Source organism: Fundicoccus ignavus, from assembly GCF_009659375.1.
Lineage (GTDB): Bacteria > Bacillota > Bacilli > Lactobacillales > Aerococcaceae > Fundicoccus > Fundicoccus ignavus.
In genome coordinates this window covers 395365-417050 of sequence record NZ_WJQT01000001.1, presented here as the reverse complement: position 1 = coordinate 417050, position 21686 = coordinate 395365, and the positions used below count along the sequence as shown (strand labels likewise).

The 21686-nt window shown below is 38.5% G+C and carries 23 protein-coding genes, 1 pseudogene and 2 riboswitches; of the genes and pseudogenes, 17 read left to right on the top strand and 7 right to left on the bottom strand.

Going from position 1 to position 21686, the window contains the following annotated elements:
• Together GF867_RS02070 and GF867_RS13925 are read left to right on the top strand one after the other, a co-directional pair.
• Positions 1 to 270: IS3 family transposase (locus GF867_RS02070; protein ID WP_153831446.1), on the top strand; the 270-nt coding region annotated here is incomplete at its 5' end.
• 184 nt (positions 271 to 454) lie between these two features.
• Positions 455 to 736, top strand: a pseudogene (locus tag GF867_RS13925) (DNA polymerase family A protein); the annotation flags it as partial.
• A gap of 150 nt (positions 737 to 886) precedes the next feature.
• Here GF867_RS13925 and GF867_RS02060 read toward each other — a convergent pair.
• A complete protein-coding gene (locus GF867_RS02060; protein ID WP_153831445.1) occupies positions 887 to 1732 on the bottom strand; it encodes an AraC family transcriptional regulator in 846 nt (281 codons plus the stop codon).
• 319 nt (positions 1733 to 2051) lie between these two features.
• Here GF867_RS02060 and GF867_RS02055 point away from each other — a divergent pair, with 319 nt between their 5' ends.
• A complete protein-coding gene (locus tag GF867_RS02055) occupies positions 2052 to 2222 on the top strand; it encodes an antA/AntB antirepressor family protein (protein ID WP_253940693.1) in 171 nt (56 codons plus the stop codon).
• A gap of 466 nt (positions 2223 to 2688) precedes the next feature.
• On the opposite strand, the gene GF867_RS02050 is transcribed toward GF867_RS02055, so the two are convergent.
• Together GF867_RS02050 and GF867_RS02045 are read right to left on the bottom strand one after the other, a co-directional pair.
• A complete protein-coding gene (locus GF867_RS02050) occupies positions 2689 to 2997 on the bottom strand; it encodes a hypothetical protein (protein WP_153831444.1) in 309 nt (102 codons plus the stop codon).
• 69 nt (positions 2998 to 3066) lie between these two features.
• A riboswitch (SAM riboswitch) is annotated at positions 3067 to 3165 on the bottom strand.
• Between the two features lie 74 nt (positions 3166 to 3239).
• On the bottom strand, positions 3240 to 3773 hold the full coding sequence (locus GF867_RS02045; protein ID WP_366927722.1) for an HD domain-containing protein: 534 nt from the start codon (positions 3771 to 3773) through the stop codon (positions 3240 to 3242).
• A 467-nt stretch (positions 3774 to 4240) separates the two neighbouring features.
• On the opposite strand from GF867_RS02045, the gene GF867_RS02040 reads away from it, so the two are divergent.
• Positions 4241 to 4525 carry a hypothetical protein gene (locus GF867_RS02040; protein WP_153831442.1) on the top strand — a complete coding sequence of 95 codons (285 nt, stop codon included), beginning with the start codon at positions 4241 to 4243 and terminating at the stop codon, positions 4523 to 4525.
• Positions 4526 to 4533: 8 nt separating this feature from the next.
• Here the strand turns inward: GF867_RS02040 and GF867_RS02035 are convergent, their stop codons facing one another.
• Together GF867_RS02035 and GF867_RS02030 are read right to left on the bottom strand one after the other, a co-directional pair.
• Positions 4534 to 4749: a hypothetical protein gene (locus GF867_RS02035; protein WP_153831441.1), complete on the bottom strand. Its 216-nt coding sequence runs from the start codon at positions 4747 to 4749 to the stop codon at positions 4534 to 4536.
• A gap of 194 nt (positions 4750 to 4943) precedes the next feature.
• Positions 4944 to 5417: a hypothetical protein gene (locus GF867_RS02030; protein ID WP_153831440.1), complete on the bottom strand. Its 474-nt coding sequence runs from the start codon at positions 5415 to 5417 to the stop codon at positions 4944 to 4946.
• A gap of 393 nt (positions 5418 to 5810) precedes the next feature.
• Here GF867_RS02030 and GF867_RS02025 point away from each other — a divergent pair, with 393 nt between their 5' ends.
• The 5 genes from GF867_RS02025 (at position 5811) to GF867_RS02005 (ending at position 11062) form a co-directional block, all read left to right on the top strand.
• The gene (locus GF867_RS02025) at positions 5811 to 6449 is read left to right on the top strand and encodes a GyrI-like domain-containing protein (RefSeq protein ID WP_153831467.1); all 639 of its coding nucleotides are present in this window, start codon (positions 5811 to 5813) and stop codon (positions 6447 to 6449) included.
• Positions 6450 to 6649: 200 nt separating this feature from the next.
• Positions 6650 to 7597: a 2-keto-3-deoxygluconate permease gene (locus GF867_RS02020; RefSeq protein WP_172973929.1), complete on the top strand. Its 948-nt coding sequence runs from the start codon at positions 6650 to 6652 to the stop codon at positions 7595 to 7597.
• Between the two features lie 202 nt (positions 7598 to 7799).
• On the top strand, positions 7800 to 9596 hold the full coding sequence (locus GF867_RS02015) for a DUF4153 domain-containing protein (protein ID WP_153831438.1): 1797 nt from the start codon (positions 7800 to 7802) through the stop codon (positions 9594 to 9596).
• Between the two features lie 62 nt (positions 9597 to 9658).
• A riboswitch (guanidine-I (ykkC/yxkD leader) is annotated at positions 9659 to 9756 on the top strand.
• Positions 9757 to 9890: 134 nt separating this feature from the next.
• Positions 9891 to 10499, top strand: coding sequence for a GAP family protein (locus GF867_RS02010; protein WP_153831437.1), 609 nt, complete (start codon positions 9891 to 9893; stop codon positions 10497 to 10499).
• Between the two features lie 98 nt (positions 10500 to 10597).
• A complete protein-coding gene (locus GF867_RS02005) occupies positions 10598 to 11062 on the top strand; it encodes a macro domain-containing protein (RefSeq protein ID WP_153831436.1) in 465 nt (154 codons plus the stop codon).
• 124 nt (positions 11063 to 11186) lie between these two features.
• Here GF867_RS02005 and GF867_RS02000 read toward each other — a convergent pair whose 3' ends face one another.
• Complete coding sequence (locus GF867_RS02000; RefSeq protein WP_153831435.1) at positions 11187 to 12101, bottom strand: MurR/RpiR family transcriptional regulator; 915 nt, start codon at positions 12099 to 12101, stop codon at positions 11187 to 11189.
• Positions 12102 to 12275: 174 nt separating this feature from the next.
• Between GF867_RS02000 and GF867_RS01995 the strand changes: the two genes are divergently transcribed.
• The 3 genes from GF867_RS01995 to GF867_RS01985 are packed head-to-tail and all read left to right on the top strand — an operon-like array spanning position 12276 to position 16042.
• Positions 12276 to 13115 (top strand): HAD family hydrolase, encoded by an 840-nt coding sequence (locus GF867_RS01995; protein WP_153831434.1) that lies wholly within the window; start codon positions 12276 to 12278, stop codon positions 13113 to 13115.
• A gap of 51 nt (positions 13116 to 13166) precedes the next feature.
• Positions 13167 to 14588, top strand: coding sequence for a glycoside hydrolase family 1 protein (locus tag GF867_RS01990; protein WP_153831433.1), 1422 nt, complete (start codon positions 13167 to 13169; stop codon positions 14586 to 14588).
• 23 nt (positions 14589 to 14611) lie between these two features.
• Positions 14612 to 16042, top strand: coding sequence for a 6-phospho-beta-glucosidase (locus tag GF867_RS01985; RefSeq protein WP_153831466.1), 1431 nt, complete (start codon positions 14612 to 14614; stop codon positions 16040 to 16042).
• A gap of 1023 nt (positions 16043 to 17065) precedes the next feature.
• Here GF867_RS01985 and GF867_RS01980 read toward each other — a convergent pair.
• Positions 17066 to 17578 carry a type 1 glutamine amidotransferase domain-containing protein gene (locus GF867_RS01980; protein ID WP_153831432.1) on the bottom strand — a complete coding sequence of 171 codons (513 nt, stop codon included), beginning with the start codon at positions 17576 to 17578 and terminating at the stop codon, positions 17066 to 17068.
• A 176-nt stretch (positions 17579 to 17754) separates the two neighbouring features.
• On the opposite strand from GF867_RS01980, the gene GF867_RS01975 reads away from it, so the two are divergent.
• From GF867_RS01975 to GF867_RS01955, 5 genes are all read left to right on the top strand, one after another.
• Positions 17755 to 18057 carry a hypothetical protein gene (locus GF867_RS01975; RefSeq protein WP_153831431.1) on the top strand — a complete coding sequence of 101 codons (303 nt, stop codon included), beginning with the start codon at positions 17755 to 17757 and terminating at the stop codon, positions 18055 to 18057.
• A gap of 80 nt (positions 18058 to 18137) precedes the next feature.
• Positions 18138 to 19178, top strand: coding sequence for a sugar-transfer associated ATP-grasp domain-containing protein (locus GF867_RS01970; protein ID WP_172973927.1), 1041 nt, complete (start codon positions 18138 to 18140; stop codon positions 19176 to 19178).
• A 33-nt stretch (positions 19179 to 19211) separates the two neighbouring features.
• Entirely contained in the window at positions 19212 to 19541 is a 330-nt protein-coding gene (locus GF867_RS01965; RefSeq protein ID WP_153831429.1) for a putative quinol monooxygenase, read from the top strand.
• Positions 19542 to 19645: 104 nt separating this feature from the next.
• Positions 19646 to 20416, top strand: a complete 771-nt coding sequence (locus GF867_RS01960; protein ID WP_153831428.1) for a hypothetical protein — start codon at positions 19646 to 19648, stop codon at positions 20414 to 20416.
• 583 nt (positions 20417 to 20999) lie between these two features.
• Positions 21000 to 21608 (top strand): hypothetical protein, encoded by a 609-nt coding sequence (locus GF867_RS01955; protein WP_153831427.1) that lies wholly within the window; start codon positions 21000 to 21002, stop codon positions 21606 to 21608.
• The last annotated feature ends 78 nt before the right edge of the window (positions 21609 to 21686 follow it).

Below are 21686 nucleotides of genomic sequence, written 5' to 3'. Positions count from 1 at the left end.
AGCGAATTTAAAAATCAATTGATTGATGATGCATTAGAAACGTTCGGCATTCAACGCTCGTTGAGTATGAAAGAATGCCCTTACGACAACGAAGTGGCCGAAGCGATGTTTAAGGTCGTGAAAACGGAATTCACAAACGGTGCATGTTTTAGCAGCCTTGATCAGCTAGAACTTGAATTAAATGATGATGTAAATTGGTTTAATAATATCAGAATCCACGGAACGCTTGGTTATAAAAGCCCTGTGGAATACCGATTACAGACCTTATAATATTTGTTTGATTTAGTGTTGACAATCCAGAATAAGAAACAATTAAGGTTTGTTGCCAGCTCTAGAGCAAGGAATCAGCTGGTATTTGTAGGATAGATTTGTAGTTTCGTATCTAAATTATTTTTTGACATAATAAGACCCCGAAAGGTTAGATTTTTTAGTCCAACTTTTGGGGGTCAGCTTAGGTATCGGTGGGACGAAAAAGTGGGAAAGAATCGAAAGCTACGGTCCAAAATTTGTAGAGAATATTGTTCAGGCAATCAGTCGTGACATTTTGTGCCGCGCCATGCAGACGTTAAAGAATTGTTCCATTGTGGCCCATGTGCACGGTGAAATTATCATCAGGGCAGATATGGGAATGTCACTTTCTGCTATCTGTGAGCAGATAGCTAGGATACCAATCTGGGCAAATGGTCTGTTACTTAGTGCTGACGGCTATGAGTGTCAGTTTTATAAAAAAGATTAAGTTATATATAATTGGGTATTCGGATTAACTTGTGGAATGAGGTTAACAGACCTTCAAATGTTAAATGACGAAGATAGGATAGCACTTATTTTATAACTAGTAAGTGCTATCCTGTTTGTTCCACAATCGCCCGATAATGGAATATGTATTTTACTTAGGGATAACAGGAACCCAAAGTTCATGTCTTGGTTTATGCTTCGGACCATAATAACATTCGATACACGGTAAATTTGCAAGTTCATACTCAGATGTTGGAACCCACTCAGAATATAAACGTTTCCATGCATCTACTATATTTGGAAAAACTGCCCATGTACTTGCAGGAATAATAAGCGTTTCCATATCTGAAGGTGGAACCCCATCGTATCTTACCCCCATAAAGTAGGAAAACTCTTCATCTGTTATGGCAGCTTCCTTTCCACAAACCCCCAAAAGGCTTTCAAGCGTACATTTTGGATTTTCCCATGACATGTCCTTTAGTTCTTGCATAAACCCTTCTTTTTTTGCAGTATTCCAGAGTGTAGGGATTGTTTTAAATGCTCTACTTGTTTTTACTGGCTTGCTTTTTCCTACAATTCTTATTTCAAAATCAAGGTCTTCAATTCTGTACTCCATCTCGGTATCTCCTTTAATAGAAATTTGAAAGGAAATTCTCGGAAAGGCTTTTAACTGTACCCCTTTATTACGAGCATTGGAGGGGGTTATTCCATGCATTTTTTGAAAAGCACGTGAAAAAGTATCAGAAGAAACATAACCGTATTTAATTGCCACATCAATGATTCGAATATCACTTTTTTGAATCTCAAATGCTGCAAGAGTTAATCGCCTTCTTCTAATATATTCTGAAAGCGATACCCCTGAAATTGAAGAAAACATTCTTGAAAAATGAAACTCGGAGCAATTAGCTGCTTTTGCAATCTCTTTGTAGTCTATTTCTTCATCTAGACTATTTTCAATGTAGTCCAATGCATTATTCATTCTCTCTAACCATTCCATGGTTTTCTCCCTTTCAATTCCTACTTTAATACAGATTAGACACTATTTACCCGACATTTCATGCCTAAAAAAGTAGGATCACTATTAAAAATTGACTCTCCACACAATATATTGCACAATGCGTTATTCCAGATAATGGCCCGTTAGTTGAATTGACCACTATTATTGAATCAGTCTTTGATTCCATTTTAACATACACAAATTCCGTATGATAATCAGAATTCAAAATTAATTTTTTCAAAATCCTCAACAATCATTACCTCCTGTGGCTATTAGGTAGAGGAACTTTCCTCTGACTATATTACAGGGGGTAATTCGTATGGACGAATTAGTAAAAATCAATTATGAAAATCAACGACCAACCTTACTCGATCGTGATTTACATGAAGCATTAGAAGTAAAAACACCTTATGATAAATGGTTTCCAAGAATGTGTGAGTACGAATTTGAGGAGGGGTGTATTGAACCCCAAAAGTTGGAGTTTATTTAATTGAATATAGCATGAATACTTGAGGAGAAAGTTGTTAGCGATGTTTCTGTTTCCAACACCGTATGAAAGAGACAATTGAGATTGATTTTTTTTTAATCCTCTTACTCAGTAAAAAGATACGATAGTGAAGTTATAAAGCACATCATTGAATATCGGTTCTCAGAACATCCCATTCAACGGATCCAAGTGGAATTAGATGCAAGAAACTTAGACTCTATAAACTTTGTGAGCGAGCGCCTATGCGACAAGATCCCCACTTTTTTCAAAATTATTGGAGTCAATATGAGTGGACGGATAGTTACGTTTATGGCATATTGGCCTCTGAACATGGCCCTTCTTCTTACTAAGATCAACAAAATACATTGAGAATAAGGACAGACCATTCATCCAAAATAAAATTAAAACAAACGACGAGCACACAAACGTTTTAAACTGTGTACTCGTCGTTTTCTATTTTTCAAAAATATTATTGAGTTTCGAGTGCTCCGAAGAATAGGGCTTCAATTCTGAGCAGCTCTTGCCTAAATTCACTAGAACTCAGCTCATGGGTTTCTTTTAACAACGCAAGCTCTTGTTGATATTGCAGCGGTAATTTCAGACGACGATTAACAACATTAGCACTGGCTATAAATTGAGGATCAATTCGCTCAAGCAGGTGTTTAACCCTTAATTCAATGGCCATTTCTAAAAAGTCCAATTTTTTTTCGGTTGACCAAGAATCAAAGGCGAAACGATTAAAAAATTCTTGCCCTTTTACATTTACAATACGTGACATTAAAACCACTCCTAGTTATTTTTTCAATCAAAAAAGCACAACTAGAAAAGTCGTGCCATAACTGGTTTAGACTCATCTGCCTCTTTCGAGTTGGATTTAGCACCGTGCCAATTGGTCGGTTGCTGAAGCTTCATTGGGCCAATTCCCTCTGCTTACTCTGGATAAGTTGTGATGTTTAATTGTATTTAGATAATACCATATACACAGTGGAAAATCTACATTGCTTTTATTGAGACTATTCTCTAATTAGAAGGTGAAAAATATGTTTCGAATAGATGATTTGTGTACTCTTCGAAGAGTACAGTGTCATCTATATAACTTTGGATGTCATTTAAAGCTTTTTGACTATTTTTTTGATTAATCCATAAGTTAAATTTACGATACTGACCGTATTTTTGCTTCAGGTGATGCTGTGCTTCTTGAAGCAGTACATCCTTGTGATCAATCTTGAGGACATCCATTCCGAATTCTAAAATTCTGCGAATGATTCTTTCAGCGTTTAAATCTAGGTCAGCTTCAGAGACGATTTTCCCATCAATAGAACGAAGCTCGTTTGTATTAGAGGCTCTATGGTCTTCAACGGCTTTTCCCATGATATTGATGTCATCTTTGGTAAAAAAATTGAGCAAAGTTTGATTAGAAAGTAAAATTATTTTGGAGTGGTAATGGTGTTGTTCTCTATTTACTGCTAAACCTAAGTCGTGAAAAGCAGCGATAACATAAACCATATTCAAATCTACATCAAAATCTTTTGCAATGGCCAAAGAATTTTGAATAACTTGAAGGCATGATGTTCTTGATGACTACGATCAAATTATGCATATCGAGGAAGGATATTCTTTTCAATGTAATGGACTAATTATTTATTTAACAGCACGACACAAACTCCTTTGACAAAATATTATTTAAGACTGAGTGTCTATCATACCAAAAACCAATCTTTAAAAAAAATGCTCCTAGTTAAAAATTTGTAAAATAATGGACGACTTTTGAACGATTAACATGTCTTTGTACCATTATCCCAATTCATAATGTTGGGAGGATAAAGCTGAGTCAATATGGTATTAAACAACGGAGTATGCAAAATGGAAAAAGAAGAACACGAAGCATTGTGTGCACAGATAAGAGGGCAGAATAAGCAATATTTAGCTATTTTTGAAGCAGATTTAAATGCAGCAAATTTGAAGCCTAGATAATTGAAAAGCACATATTTAATGTTGACTTCTACATTAATGATTATCTATTGAGATATTTACCGTTAGAAATGATTGGGGGGTGTCAAAATGAAATTGATGGCTATCTAGGAGGCCTTTTCATACGAAAAGTTATGTGGTCAACACCAGCTTCAATCAAGTCTAATGCGACAAGCATTAAGAAGTTTTATAAATCGATGATGGAACATGGCTATGTTGATAAAGAGAACTACACAGATTTATGTGATGATATTAAAGAATGTATGCCAGAATGGCTTGCTGAGTGGGAATCATACAATGACTTTGATGATTTAGCTGATTTAGCTTGGGATTAAAACTGAACTTAAATAGTCCTTTGTTGGATAACTTCAATATCTAACAAGCAGAAAGTGCTGTACGATTGTAAAATCAATTGTAGCAGCACTTTTTCTCGTTTTTTCTGATAATAAAGTGCCTTTAACTCGTCAGTGTAACGAATCTGCGACTGTGTGACTGATAAGATATAAGGCGATAATCTTAATTGATCGATGTGTTCTTGAGTTAATATATGTTTGGCCATAGTATGGACTCCTTTGTTTAAAATGCTTCATAATGAAATACTGGATAAAGTACACGCTAGGCCTTTATTTAGCTGTCTAGCTAAATAAGTGGCCTTGTCGAACGTGTCTGTTAGAAAAACTGGACGAGTTAGTAGTGTCTGTAAAAACAAGCACCTTATTCCACGCTGTCTATATTTTTATGAGGCCGTAAAAATCACTGTCCATTCTTTAGGGTCCATTTTACAGTTAATCTAGCTGATTCTTTGGAATCTTCGGCTAGAATAGCGTTTAATCTAGCCGAATCTCTGGAACCATCGGCTAGAATAGCGTTTAATCTAGTCAAACCTCTGGAACCATCGGCTAGAATAGTGTTTAATCTAGTCGAATCTCTGGAACAATCGACTAGAATAGCAATTAATCTAGCCGAAAGTCCCAAACAATCGGCTAGAATAGCAATTAATCTAGCCGAAAGTCCCAAACAATCGACTAGAATAGCAATTAATCTAGCCGAAAGTCCCAAACAATCGACTAGAATAGCAATTAATCTAGCCGAAAGTCCCAAACAATCGACTAGAATAGCAATTAATCTAGCCGAAAGTCCCAAACCATCGGCTAGAATAGCAATTAATCTAGCCGAAAGTCCCAAACAATCGACTAGAATAGCAATTAATCTAGCCGAAAGTCCCAAACAATCGACTAGAATAGCCTTTAATCTAGCCGAAGGTCCAAGACAATCGGCTAGAAATCCTGAAATATCTAGATTTTTCGTAACATAAGGTTGCTCGAGTGAGGTCTTTTAATAAGCGTTTTTGCCGTCACAGCCTCTCTTCTAATGCCCCCTTGAATATAAGTAGCTATCAAACTTTTTAAGTCTTCACCGAATTCTTCAAGGTCAACAGGCATGATGCTGCCTTCGTTTTTAGTAGTAACTGATTAACACTAACAAGTATGTAACATTCAAACAATCTGTGTTGTCATATTTTGGCAGTAATTGTTTGGCTTAAACGAGGTAATTTAGCTGGCTTTCGATTATAATCGAAAGTAGTGGGATTTGGTTGAGTCAGTAAAAGGAGGTTGTTCGATGGTATTTGATTTTAAGAAGGAGTACAAGGAGCTTTATACGGCGAAGCAACGGCCAGAAATAGTGACGGTTCCGAAGATGAATTATATTGCGGTGCGAGGGCAGGGGAATCCTAACGATGAAGACGGTGCTTATCAACAAGCGATTAAGGTGCTTTATGCGGTGGCGTATACGTTAAGGATGAGTTATAAAACGGACTATCAGATCAAGGGTTATTTTCAATATGTTGTACCGCCACTGGAAGGCTTTTGGTGGCAGGATTATATTAAAGGCGTGGATTATACCAATAAGGATTTGTTTCAATGGATTTCAGTATTGCGTTTGCCTGATTTCGTGACGGAACAGGATTTTGTTTGGGCAGTTGAAACGGCAACGAATAAGAAGAAAATTGATTGTTCTGCCGCAGAATTTATGACTTTTGAAGAAGGCTTGTGTGTCCAAATGCTACATGTGGGGCCGTTTGATGATGAACCGGCGACCGTAGCAGTGATGGATGCCTTTCTGAAAGAAGCAGGTTATGCGAATGATTTTAGTGATGAGCGCATGCATCATGAGATTTATTTATCGGATGCGCGTAAGGTCGCGTCAGATAAATGGCGTACGGTGTTGCGTCATCCTGTAAAAAAAGCAAGTATCTGAAATTTAAACGATTAGTGAGCGAACAATATTTTTATAGCGTATTTAAACGATAATCGGATTTCAGTTAAATTTAATCACTGTTGAGTAATAAATTTATGATGTGAAGACGTTATTATCTCGGCTTTTGTTGATAACAAGTTCTAATAATTATATACTAAATAAAGTTATTCAAAAATACTATGATGACAGGAGATCAAGTTATGATTATGAAATTTATGAATAAAATTCCAGCTGGGAATTTTATCGTGCCGCTTATTCTTTCGATGATATTATTTACGTTTTTCCCAAATCTTTTTAGAATTGGTGGTGTAACCGAGTCGTTCTTATCAGCCGATGGCTCTGGTTTTGTAATTGGGATGCTGTGTTTTGCATCTGGTACGACCATCAAATTAAATGATTTGAAAGATTTAATGCGTTACCAAGGTAGTTTAATTCTAGTGAAATTAGTGTTATCACTGATACTGACCGTTGCCTTTTTATATGCCTTTGGTTTAGAAGGTATCTGGGGAATTTCAGGTTTAGCCTTTACTGCGACAATTATTTCGACTAACCCGGCAGTCTACGTAGCACTTTTAAACGCATTTGGACGCGAAAGAGACGCAGGGATTTATCCATTCGCTGGTTTGATTGCGTTACCAATCGTTCCGTTAATTGTCTTATCGGTTTACTTTTCAGGTGGTTTAGGTGGCGTTAACTGGTGGCCAGTGATTTCTGTATTCGTACCTCTAATCTTAGGTATGATCTTAGGAAATCTTGACGAAGGCTTCACGGCGATCTTCTCTAAATGTATGCCAGCATTATTGATGATGTTAGGTTGGACACTTGGACAAGGTATGGACTTTATTGAAGCAATGAAATCAGGTTTACCTGGTGTCGTGATGACTGTATTCTTTATCATTGTGACGCTGCCAGTAATGTTACTTTTCGAAACCAAAGTACTGAAAGGTGAAGGTTACTCAGCAGTTGCAATCTCAACGATCGCAGGCGTTTCGACTTCGACACCTGCTGCTGTTGCTGCGGCAATTCCAGAGTTACAACCTTATGTCACTTCCGCAACGGCTATTATTTTAACAGGTGTTGTGATTACATCTATTTTATCTCCATTCTTAGCAGGAAGAATTGCTGCTAAACGTGGCGAAACATTTTAATTAAAGCAAACCACACTGGTCAAACTGGTGTGGTATTTTTTTGCTAAATATATCTGTCAGTCCAAAGATTTGATATAATAAAAGCAAGAAGAACCCCCTTCCAAAATACGATCCGACACCCCACACTAAATAAATCATATTGTCTCTTCTATCAGGTACTGATTATTATAATTGGATTGTAAAGGCGAAAGGAGTGAAAATAATGAAATTCATTGAGTCTTTAAAAGTGACGTTTAAAGAGATGAATCGTTCGATCCAACGATTTCCTCTAACGGTCTTGTTCATGTTGGCAGTGATGGTTTTAAATGCCTTAATGATTGAAAATACGATATTAGATTTTACGCGTCTATTGTTTACTTTTCTGATTGGAGCCTCTTTAAGTTTAGTGGGTCAAATGATTTACGAACGCTTTTATATGGTGAAGCAGACAGTTACTATTCGCTACGGAATCCTAGCGGCTAGCATTGCGTTAACGATCGCTTACTTCTTTATGATTGGCCCGCAAGTTGAGTTTAATCTGGCTATTTCAACAAAAAGCATCGTAACACTATTTGCCTTAATGGTTGCCTTTATCTGGGTACCCTCAATTGATAACGCGGCAATTGCTTTTCACCAAAGTTTTCTTTCGACGTTTAAAGCCTTCTTTGTGACTGCATTGTATTCAAGTGTGCTAGCTTTAGGTGTTAGTGCCATTTATAGCGCTACCGATTATTTGCTAGTCGATTTAAATTCAACTCTATTAAGTCACTTGCTAAATATTATTCTATGCCTCTTCGCACCGTTATACTTTCTTTCTCAAACGCCAGAGTTTCCAACCGAAAACATACAAGTATCCGATACAATGAAACAGCACTTGCGAGTACCACGCTTTTTTGAAGTGCTCCTATCTTACATTGTGATTCCACTCGTGACAGTCTATACACTTATTTTGGTTGCGTATATTTTGTTAAATATAGGCACTGAATTTTGGAGTGATAATTTACTAGAGCCTTTAATGGTTTCTTACGCTGTCATTGGAATGATTGTGCTGATTCTCTCTTTTAACATTGATAATCGCTGGACTATTTTGTTTAGACAGATTTTTCCTAAAGTATTGATACCGATGGCGATTTTTCAGACGGTCGCTTCAATCATCAAAATCAATGAGATGGGGCTGACTCATGGTCGCTATTATGTGATTCTGTTTGGTGTGTTCGCAACGATTGTTGGGCTGATTTATAGCTTTATGAAGCTAAAATTTCATGGCTCGATTGCGTTAGTTCTCTTGATACTTAGCTTGCTTTCGATTATGCCGCCCATTGATGCCTTTACAGTAAGTAAGCATAGTCAGCTTAAATTGTTTGAACAAAAACTAAAAGAAAATAATTTGTTAGTTGAAAACGAGCTGAGACCTAATCAGGACGTGCCCATAGGCGAGCGAATCATTATCACCAATGTCGCCAGCTATGTTTACAATATGGGTTATCAAAATGAACTGGCATTCTTGCCGGAAGACTTCAATCTTTACACGGATTTTAACCCGACTTTTGGTTTTAACTTGACGTATTCTCAAACGGATATCCAACAATTAGAAGGGCAATACTTCTATTTAAATCGTGAAGAGCTTGTCTTTGAGTTGGGAGAGGCAGATACAATGGTCATTCAAATGTTAAATTACACAGAAAATCAACCCGTTGATGAAACTTTAGACGATTTGATCTTTAGTGTAAATAATGAGAACTATCAACTCGAACGAATACTTGATGGGCAGTACTATACGTTAACTGTCCGCAATGAGTTCGGTGAGCCTTTGATTGAGTCTAGCCTGGAGGAACTATTTGATGAGGTGCTAGGTGAGTTATCCATTTTAGAATACTCTGAAGATAAATTCTTATCGGTAGAAGATGCGACCTTTACAGTTGAAAATGAACAAGTTTCTTTAGAGCTATTAGTCTTATCGCTTCAAAGAACCGATACTTTCAACAGTATTGAAATGATGGTATTGATTAATATTAAATAAAGTTGGGTAGTCTTTAAACTTGAAACTTTGTGTGCACTTTGATAGGATGTAATGAATTCAAGAGCAAAGTCTTCTAGGGTTCCGAGAGTTCACTCTGTCTGGTCCGAGAGAAGACGCCTAGTATTGTTTAGGTACACGGTAGGATAAAAGCCTAGGAGTTCCACATTTTTGTGGGCTCCTAGGCTTTTTCTTTTGCTTTTGGAAATATTATTTTACGGAGGAAACAATGATTTCTTTATTAATGACAACAGTTTCTTTAGGTTTAGTCGACAGTCTAAATCCCTTGGTGTATCCATGCAGTTTGTTTTGCAGGGGCTTGTTAAGAAGAAATGGCACATTTGGTTTTATATTGTCGCAACGGGCGTTGCGAATATGATTGGCGGTGTGTTGGCGTATTTTGGCTTATTTAATGTGGTGTTCGAGGGGTTTAACTATTTGTTGGTGAATTATCAGCCGATTGTGGTGACGATTGAGTTGGTGTTGGCGTTTGGTTTAGATGCTTTTGTTGTGTATCAAATGATTCAGCCTAAGCAAACTGATACGAGTGCGGCCCTAGTTAAAGTTCGTGCGGTATCTCCGACGGCTTTAGTAATGATCGGGGGAGGGGCCGCCATTTCTGAACTTGTGACGGCGCTACCTTACTTTGCGTTCTTGGCTGTGTTTTTTTCTCAAAATTTATCCCCGCTGGTCGTGATGATGATTTTAGTGATTTATAATGTGCTCTATACAGCGCCCTTAATTGCTTTGTTTATGGTGTATCACTTTGCTAATCAGCAGTTCGACCGTTTATATGCCTATATTCAACAGTTGATTGGCCGTTTTTCAGATAGCTTAACACCGCTAGTCATTGCGCTCATCGCCATCTTTTTGGTGTATCACAGCGTTAGTCAATTGATTGCTTAAAAAGTCTTATTCCAAAATACTTCTACACATTATGGTAAGCTTTAGGTAGAAGAAGTATTCATTTTTATTGAAGGATATTCGAATTGAGGAGGGATTGTATGCCGTTTACGATGATTCAACAAGATATTGTGAGGATGAACACTGATGCGATTGTAAATGCTGCAAATATTGGATTGAAAATGGGTGGCGGGGTGTGTGGTGCGATTTTTCGTGCGGCGGGTGCCCAACAACTTCAAGCAGAGTGTGACAAATTGGCACCAGTCCGAACGGGTGGAGCGGTGATAACGCCTGGTTTCCAGTTGCCAGCAAAATTTGTGATTCATGCAGTGGGCCCCATTTATGCAGACTGGACCCCAGAAGAAAGCGAACATTTTTTACGCGAAGCTTATGCCAATGCATTGAAATTAGCGATTGAACATCAGTGTGAAAGTATCGCTTTTCCTTTAATTTCTAGTGGCATTTATGGTTATCCTAAAGATGAAGCTTTGCAAGTAGCTAAATCAGCTATTCAAGATTTTCTCACTGAACATGATTTACAGGTGTTTCTCGTTTTGTTTGGTTAGGTAATTTGAGCGAGGGGCTAAAAAGCCCCTCGTTCGATAAAAGAGGGGCCAAATCTGCAGAATAAGCTGATTTTCCGGAATAAAGCTTACCAAATTATCCAGAAAGCCAATACACCCGAATCATTTACTCCAACACTTCATAAGCTGGCTTGCCTGCAAGGCTGCCGGCTTCTTCAATTAAGGCGTTAGTCGTCTTTCTGCCATCATAGGCTTGCCCGATTTGAATCAAATGGTCCAAGTTTTTCTGGTAATTGGCAGCAAACACTACCGAATAAAGTAAATCCAACAAATAGATAATCGATGTGTTGGAAGTGAAGTTGCCGATTTTAGAATAGAGTCGTTCACGTGTCGTGATGCTAAGATTGCAGTCACTCATGCGGGCGATTTGGTTATCGCCCATATTAGTTAGTGACAAAATTTTAGCGCCTTTTTCTTTCAAGAATTTGCCGCAATGGATATAGGTCGCATTTTCTCCCGTATAAGAAATGATTAATCCACAGGTATCGGGGCTGGCATTGTAAGCTTCGTAGACGCTAATATCAAACTCGCTGGATAAGGTTACCGGCATGCCGATGCGGCGCATTTTTGTTATAAAGTCGGTCGCGATATTAGCATTAGTTAAAGAGGCGAACACAATAATTTGATTGGCTTCAAGCAAAAGCGTTCGCGCCTTTACTAGGGCATCACGCTCAACTAAACTCACGGTATCTGATATCGTATTTTGTTCGAGTTGGGCTAGTTTGTGCATAATCGTGATGACGTCGTCTTTGTTGTCGAAAGGAATGTTGGCGTCGATCACGTTGAAGTGGCTGTTTAAGTACTGCCATTCTTTCTGGTATTCGGTGCGTAAACTCGTCCAACCGTCGAAGCCTAATTTCTTGGCTAAACGAATGACGGAGTTAGGGTTAGTATGGGTAAAATTAGCCAGGTTTTGAGTCGTTAGCTGGTCGAGTTCATGCGGGTGTTTAATCAGGTAGTCTGCAATTTGATTTTCTGCATCGGAAAAGGTCATTGCTTTTAAGTGCTCGATAATTAACATAGGTCCTCCTATACACATAAATTCCATTGGTTTGTGTTCATTGTACACAAAAAAGCTGGGAATTCCTATTGTTACTGTGTCAAAGTGAAGAAAATGCGCTTATTGATTGAAAAAGCTCCCGCACTTAAGTTAACGTAGAGTTATGAAAACCTGAAGGCGAAAGGAGTCAATTTCATGACAGAAAATTGGCATGTATTTATCGATGTGGATGGAACGCTCGTCGATTATAATAACCACTTACCGGAATCGGCGGTACAAGCAATTCGAGAGGCACGCGCAAATGGGCATAAAGTCTATGCAGTGACGGGACGCTCTAAGGCAGAAATGTACGACGAAATTCTGGATATTGGCTTAGATGGCTACATTGGGGGCAATGGAAATTATATCGAAGCGGACAACGAAGCACTTATGCATCTAGCAATTCCGATTGAAGATGTTCAGAAAATCGTGAATTGGCTGCATGATAAAAATTTGGAATATTATGTTGAGGCCAATTCTGGCTTGTATGGTTCGCAAAACTTTAGAGAGCGCGGCAAAGAAACAATGCGTCTTTATGTAGAGGGCAAGGGAGTTAAGACCGATGAAACGTTCTCGGTGGATGATGGTTTCCCGCAGATGATTTATGGAGCAGAGCCCGTTAGAGACGATGTTAACAAAATATCTTTCATTTTAAACACCTATCAAGACTATTTGGATGCGACTGAATATTTCACAGGTTTCCAAGTTAATACTTGGGGTGGAAAAGGCGAGCATGCATTGTTCGGTGATGTGGCGCGCGGCGGTATTAATAAACGAACTGCACTCGAGTTTCTTGAAGCGCACCATCAGCTAGACCCTAACTATACGATAGCAATTGGTGATGCGAAAGTTGATATTCCGATGCTGGAATATGCTGCAGTTGGGGTGGCAGTAGGCAATGGTGGCGAGGAAATTAAAGCCATGGCGGACTATGTGACAGATGCTGTTTCAGACGACGGCTTATACAATGCTTTTAAACATTTCGGTTTAATCTAGTTAACGACTGCTAGCAAGAGAATGGACACTGCTTAGAAAGGGGCAAAATAAATGACAACACCCAAATTTCCAGACAACTTCTTATGGGGTGGCGCGACAGCTGCTAACCAGTTAGAAGGAGCTTACAATGAAGGGGGACGTGGCCTAAGTGTGCAAGATGTAATGCCTAACGGCTTAATGAGCGCACCCACACCAGAGCCAACTGAAGATAACTTGAAATTGGAAGGCATCGATTTTTACCATCGCTACCCTGAAGACATTGCTTTGATGGCAGAAATGGGGTTTAAAGTCTTTCGAATTTCAATCGCGTGGTCACGCATCTTTCCGAATGGTGATGGCGCGCAACCGAATGAAGAAGGCCTACAATTCTATGATGACCTGTTTGACGAATTACACAAACATGGCATGGAACCCTTAGTCACACTGTCTCATTATGAACCGCCGTTAAACTTAGCCCGTAAATACCGCGGATGGATTGACCGAGACGTGATTGCTTTCTTTGAGAAGTACGCCAGAACAGTCTTTGAGCGTTACCAAAATAAGGTTAAATACTGGCTAACCTTTAATGAAGTCAATTCGATTATTAGCGCACCGGCTAATGGCGCTATTTTCGAAGATGAAATTGAAGTTAGTTTGGCGGATAAGTGGCAAGCAGCCCATCATCAATTAGTAGCTTCGGCTTTAGCAACGAAAATCGCCAAGGAAATTAATCCTGACATGCAAGTGGGTTGTATGGTGATTTCGATGCCGACTTATTCAATGACGCCAGATCCTAAAGACCAATTGGCGGTGCGCGACTTTATGAATGAAAACTATGCCTTTACCGATATTCATGCGCGTGGCGTTTATCCAGGTTATTTAAAACGCCATTTACGTGAAGCAGGCATCGAGATTAAATTTGGTGAACAGGATGCGCGTATTTTGAAAGAGAACACGGTAGATTTTATTTCATTCTCATACTATGTTTCCTTGGTTCAAGCGCATAATCCACAAAATTACCAGACGGCTGCGGGCAATATTTTCCGAGGGATTCCGAATCCTTACTTAGAAGCTTCCGAATGGGGTTGGCAAATTGATCCGATTGGTTTGCGCTTAGTCTTGAATGATTTCTGGGATCGTTATCAGTTGCCTTTATTTATCGTCGAAAACGGGCTAGGCGCGAAAGATGAATTAATCGCAGATGGAGCTGGCAGTTTTACAGTCGTCGACGATTATCGTATAGATTATTTAAAAGCTCACTTGCAACAAGTCGGCGAAGCCATTGAGGATGGCGTAGAGCTACTGGGCTACACGTCTTGGGGGCCGATTGATTTAGTCTCAATGTCGACAGCGCAAATGTCTAAACGTTACGGCTTCATTTATGTTGACCGCGATGATAATGGTCAAGGCAGTTTAAATCGTTACAAGAAACACTCTTTCCGTTGGTACAAAGAAGTAATTGAAACAAACGGTGCAAGCTTGTATAACAATTAATCCAAAATAGGAGGAAATAAATGATGAGTTTTCCAAAAGATTTTCTATGGGGCGGCGCGACAGCTGCTAATCAATACGAAGGTGGATACAATGAAGGTGGACGTGGACTGGCTAACGTAGATGTGATGCCGCATGGAGAAGATCGCTTTCCCATCGGTTTAGGTCAAAAGCTACATTTAGATTTTGACGCTGATCATCATTATCCAGCTCAAGTGGGGGTGGATTTCTACCATCGTTATAAAGAAGATATCGCCTTATATGCTGAGATGGGCTTCAAGGTCTTCCGTATGAGTATTGCGTGGAGTCGTATCTTTCCTAAGGGGGACGAGGCTGAACCCAATGAAGCAGGGTTACAGTTTTATGAGAATGTCTTTAAAGAATTGAAAAAGCATAACATCGAGCCTTTAGTGACGATTACTCACTTTGATATGCCGATTCACTTAATCAAAGAATATGGTGGTTGGAAGAATCGTAAAGTTGTCGGCTTCTATGAGAACTTAGTGCGTGCCTTGTTCACGCGTTATAAAGGCTTGGTTCGTTACTGGATTACCTTTAATGAGATCAATATTATTCTACACCTGCCATTTATGGGGGCTGGATTAACCTTTGAACCAGGCGAAAACGAAAAACAAGCGAAATATTCAGCCATTCATCATGAGTTAATCGCGAGCGCTTCAGCAACAAAAATTGCGCATGAAATCGACCCAGCTATCCAAGTGGGGAGTATGTTAGCAGCGGGAACATTCTATCCAGCATCACCTAATCCTAAAGATGTTTTACAAGCCCAACAAGATAACCGTAACAACTATTTCTTTGTGGATGTACAAGCGCGTGGTGCTTATCCAGCATACGCTTTGAAAGCATTTGAGCGTGAAGGGATTGTGATTCCGTTTGAAGATGGCGATAAAGAATTATTGAAAGAGAATACGGTTGATTACATTACCTTCTCTTACTATACATCGAATATGTCGGCCCATCCGGATAACCTTCAATCACATGAGGATGCCTCTGGAAACATCATTGTGGGCAAGAAAAATCCTTATCTAGAAGTAAGCGAATGGGGATGGCCGATTGATCCATTAGGTTTCCGTACCACAATGAATGAAATTTACGATCGCTACCAAAAGCCACTTTTCGTTGTGGAAAATGGCTTAGGAGCCATTGATCGACCAGATGAGAACGGCTACGTTGAAGATGATTACCGCATTAATTACTTGCGTGACCATATTAGTGCGATGAGGGATGCAGTTGAATTAGACGGTGTGGACTTAATGGGCTACACGACTTGGGCGCCAATTGATTTGGTATCAGCTTCGACTGGTGAAATGTCGAAACGTTATGGCTTTGTTTACGTAGACCGCAATGATGCGGGAGACGGAACCTTAAACCGTACGAAGAAAAAGTCATTTAACTGGTACAAACAAGTGATTGCGACTAACGGACAAGAACTATAACACTACCAAAATATGACCACCCAACTTGCGCTGCCGTAAGTGGGTGGCTTTTTAAGTTATAAGCGATGGGGGATTGAAAATTGAGGTGGGGTAGGTGGTTATTGATTAAGAAGTTGGGCATATGGATTCAACGCGCCAACTGGCGAAATGAGTCGACACATTGGATATGTTAATGTGTCGACTGGAAATTCGAGTTGGCACGTTAGAAAAAAATTGAAGAAATTCGGTTGATTTTCAGCTGTAAATATTAAAATTGAACCTAAAATAGTGGCTAAAAACTTAAAAGTTTGCCTGGAATTTGGAAATCAGTATCTAATGTGCCAACTGGCGAAATGAGTCGACACATTGGATATGTTAATGTGTCGACTCAAATTTTGAGTTGGCACGTTAGAAAAAATTGAAGAAATTCGGTTGATTTTCGGCTGTAAATATTAAAATTGAACCTAAAATAGTGGCTAAAAACTTAAAAGTTTGCCTGGAATTTGGAAATTAGTATCTAATGTGCCAACTGGCGAAATGAGTCGACACATTGGATATGTTAATGTGTCGACTCAAACTTTGAGTTGGCACGTTAGAACTCAAGATAATCAATATAGTGATACGAATTGTGAATATAATGATAATTACTGGACACGAACTTGAAATTTTAATTTTAAAAGGAATCGTAAGGGATACTTGTTTTTAAAAGACCATAAAAGGGCGACTTCTTTTGAAAAAAGAAGTCATTCTATTTTTGAACTGACAGAATGTAATTCAATGTTAAAACTCAGCAACTGAGTTTAAACATTGAAGGGGTCAATCATCAAACTCAAACTCCGAGTTTAAACATTGAATGCATAATTATCAATATAGCGATACAAATAGTTAATATGCTAACAATAAAATCTAATATATCAGAATTCCCGCTAGCACCGAATACTTCTCAAATAAAAAAGGCGAACCCCGTAAGGATATCGCCAATAAGTTTAGGTAATTAAACCGACTATTGCCCGACCATAGGAGTGCGTCTTTCTATCTAATTTTTTATTTCAGTGCTGCGACGATTGCTTGATTAAATTCAGGTAAGTCATCAGGTGTACGAGACGAAATTAAGCCGGATGGATCGATCACGACCGCTTGGTCGATGAAATTGGCTCCAGCATTTTTAACGTCAACCGCGACTTGCTTGACAGAGGTTATATCTTTCCCTCGCAGGACATCGGCGTTTACTAAAAGTTGGGGTGCGTGACAGATTGAGAAAATGGGTTTCTCAGCATTTGAAAAGTGGCGAGTGAAATCTAGCATTTGATCATTAGCCCTTAACTTATCGGGTGAGTATCCACCTGGAATCAGTAGGGCATCATAATCTTCCGGTTTAGCTTCATTAATCCCGTGATCGATGATTACTTTCGCTTCACCTTTTTTACCGACAACTTCCGAACCAGCCTCTAATCCAATGGTCACGACTTCGTGACCTGCAGCTTCCAAGGCTGCTTTGGGAGAAGTGAATTCAGAATCTTCGAATAAGTCATGAATGACTGTTGCAATTTTAGCCATATGAATCCTCCTATAAGCTTATTTATAGTCAATATAACATGCAAAATACTAGAGCTAAAACCATAAGCCTCAACTGAGAAAAGTTTATACTATTCTTAATATTTCTCAAATTCATAAACCTATCAAATTCACTGATGACATATTATACTTAAAGCAAAAGAGAAAGAGGTGTCTTCATGAAAGAGAAAAAGCAGCTGATGTTGGTTTGCTTGGCTAGTTTACTGATGATCTTACTGAGTGGTTGTGTGCCAGGTGATGGTAGTTATACTGATGAGAATCGCGCCGGTTTTTTCTGGGGGATTTGGCACGGTTGGCTTGCGCCAGTTTCTTTGATTATGGGAATATTCAACAATCAGTTGCGTGTATATGAGACACTCAACACGGGTTGGTGGTACGATTTAGGTTTCTATATGGCCATCATTAGTGGATTTGGGAGCTTGTCATTCTTTAGAAAGAAAGAGACTAAGAAAAATTACTAAAGGACAGAATGATTTGTATGGGTATTTTGCCAGTGTTTGTGAAAGGAAGGGTGTTAAGTATGGTGGAATCAGGAAAGGTAATGAGAAAATTATTAATTCCTGTGGCCCTTTTAATCAATAATAAACAACGGCATCAGTCGATTAAAGGTGTGAAGAAATACTACTATTTAACCAAAGGTTTTATGAATGAGTCGATGATTCTTTACGGCTTGACCTCTAAAAATTATACCCACTATCTATCCGATAGCCAGATTTTGAAAACAGGTACCATTAATCAAGATGGGGCTTATTATTTGAATAATAAAGTGGTATTTGTTGATATGTTGGAAGGACGGATTGGACTACCGAAGACCTTTGCGACGATTAATGAAGGGAAAATAAGTACACGGACAACATTATTTCATGACACTGAAAGTTTGCTTGAGTATTTGGAAGAGAATCCTGACTTGAAATTAGTCATCAAACCAATCGCCGGTGCAGAAGGTCGGGGTGTTGGACTGATTTCATGGAATAATGGTGTCATCAAACGCAATAGTCAGCACATGACCTTGCAGGCTTTTCGGGAATATATTAGCGGTTTAGACAATTATTTTATTTCGGAATTTATTCAACAGGGGCAGTTTGCGAATGAGCTTTTCAGCGATAGCTTGAATACGATTCGAATTCTGACGATGATCGATCCACAGACAGACAAAGCTTTTATTGCGGCCGCAGTCTTTAGAGTGGGGACACGCCTTTCAGCGCCGACCGATAATTTCAGTAGAAGAGGCTTGAGTGTTGCGATTGATTTAGAGACGGGGCAACTCGGCAAGGCGGCCATGATTCCCCACGAAGGCATCGTTAATTGGTTTGAACGCCATCCGAATACGGGGAAACTATTGACTGGACAACAGGTGCCGCATTGGCCGGACATTCAAACTAATTTATTGGATGTTGCCAACTATATAAATCAGCGCCATCAAATTAAATATGTGGGCTGGGATGTAGTGGTGACAGATCAGGGCATTCAATTACTCGAAGGCAATAGTCGACCGGGCGTTAGTTTGCATCAAGTACACCAACCACTATTGATTAATCCGAAAGTCAAAGCGTTTTATCATCACCACCAAGTGCTTAATTAGCCAAAATACTAATCAACATTAAGGAGTTATTACATGATTATTTTAAATATTTATTACACTGGTCTAGCGGGGAAGGCTCAAGAATTTGCCAGTGAAATGCTTGAATTAAATTTAGTTGAACGGATACGACAGCAACCTGGCAATTTACGTTATGATTATTTTATCCCATTGAATCAATCAGAAACGATTCTGCTAATTGATAGTTGGGAAAATCAGACCGCGCTTGATCAACATCACCAATCAGAGATGATGGAAGAAATTATTAAATTACGAGAAAAATATCAACTGACGATGAAAGTCGAACGTTTTGTCTGTGAACCTGAAGACATCCCTGAATTTGATGCGACTTATATCCAGGAGTAAATGGTCAAATGCTTAACCAATAATTGAGTTTATATAATTGAATCTTAATGCCTCATGATGTGCTATAATATTGAGTTTAAAATTGATTTTAAAGGGGAATGAAATTGGAAATTAGAGCGACAGATAATGGCGATTGGCTTGCTGTAAATGAACTTTCGGGTGAGCTTTTAGGGAAATTAACGACATGGGAAAATTATTTTCATCCTAATAATCTGTATATTTCATTTGAAAATAGTTTGATCCCTAATCAGAAAGTTTATATAGAGTTGTTAGAGGCTGTTTACAATCAAAAACAACGCTCACTACAAACAAGTATTATGTCTAATAATGATGAGTTGAGTAGCTTGTTATTAAGCAGTAATTTTGAACGGAAAAGACGCTGTTGGGAATTTTCAATTGAAGCCAGTGAATTTTTAGAAAGTAATCAAAATAATTTAGAAATACAAATTCATACATTTAAAGAAGCTGATGCTGGTTTATTCTTAGCGTTAAAGAAATTGATTGTAGCTATTTATCAAGAGACACACGAAATAGTTAATCCACTGAGTTCACAATTAACTGTTGAAGAATGTTTTCAAATAATGTGCGAAAAACTTTCACTTACTCATTCTTATTATTATAAAATAGATGAGCAACTCTATTTTTGTTGCATAGAAGAAGTCGAGGGACAAGCTTTTATTTCTTATTTAGGCTACCGCGGTGACGAAACTCTATATCGAGCATTCCTGATTGCAGTATTTAATAGGTTGTTCCAGACTTTTGAGGTTTTAGACTTTGAAGTGGACGATATCAATGAATATGCGATGATAATGGAAGAGTTCTATCATTTTAGAGAACTACCATCTTATGATGCATACGTTTTAAATAAAGAGTGATCATTCAAAAGTTGTGTTTATATAATTTAATATTCAGTACCTAATAGAGTGTCTTATTTTCGGAACGAACCGAAGATAAGGTGCTCTATTTTTTATACTATAAGGGTTTATAAGTTTTATGTTGATTTATCAGCTTTGTACTTCGTTCAGCTTATTGTTTTGCAAGGCGGTGGTCGCTTTCAAAGCCTCACTGTTGTGAGGGCTGTTCCAGCTCAATCGGCTAGGCTCTGACTAATTTGCTTTCTTTATCGATAGTCAGAACAAACTATTCTGTTAGTAGAGTTGGATTGCCCTTTATACCGCTATGGAAAACAAGTCGCTGAGCGACGTTAAGTATTACAATAAAAGTAAAGCGATATAATCAATTTAAAACTGTTAAACGGAATTTAAAGGCCTCGGACCGGCCATTTTTTCTGATAGAATGCTCTAAAAGCTTGTATAAATTAAACAATTTGCACCATCACAATTAGCAGTCTTTAAGCGTAATCGTTTGAAAGGCTATTTTCTTTGTAGCTAAATTATCATTCAAGTATACTGTTAGTAAGATGTATAACTGATAATATTCTGGCAAAGGGGTGTTTTTTTGAAGCGTTTCTTACTTAAATTTGTGTTAGCGATGATCGCGTTCGGGATTGTCTATTTATTTGCGACTGGGCAAATTCGTTATTACGAGACGTTTAGAATGGGTGGAGAGAGCTCCGGTTATATTGGGAAAAAATCAACGCTGCTAGAAGATAAAGACAAGCTGGAAAATGTGTTCGATGAATTGTCCGATGATTTTTCAGGCAAACCGGTTAAATTTATCAGCCTTTATTTATCAAATGATTATATTAGGGGGATTGTTCAAGATCCTGACCAACCTACTTACTATGACAACTATCGGTACAATGGCACCAGCATTCTTTTTTCTGGCTGGAAGAAAGGTGAACCCTACAAACCAACGGTCTTATCTGGCGACTTAGCATTGGAAAAGGTGCCAATTCAAGGGATTACCGATTTCTATGCACAGATGATGTCCTTTTTGAAAGAGGGAAATCACGCATTGGATGAAAATCGTGAGACTCAAGTTTGGTTGGACTTTGGCGAACAATCTGAATCAGGACTGCTATGGTCCAACGTCTATGGAGAAAGAGAAGATTTCCGTTTTGAAGCAGATTTTTCAGGAAATAATTTTAGAATATTAACCGATTAAGTGTTTAGTGTTAATGTAGATTGGTTAATATTTCGTGCAATTGGAGCGGCGTCAGTTAGAGTATTTATTGAAAGAGTG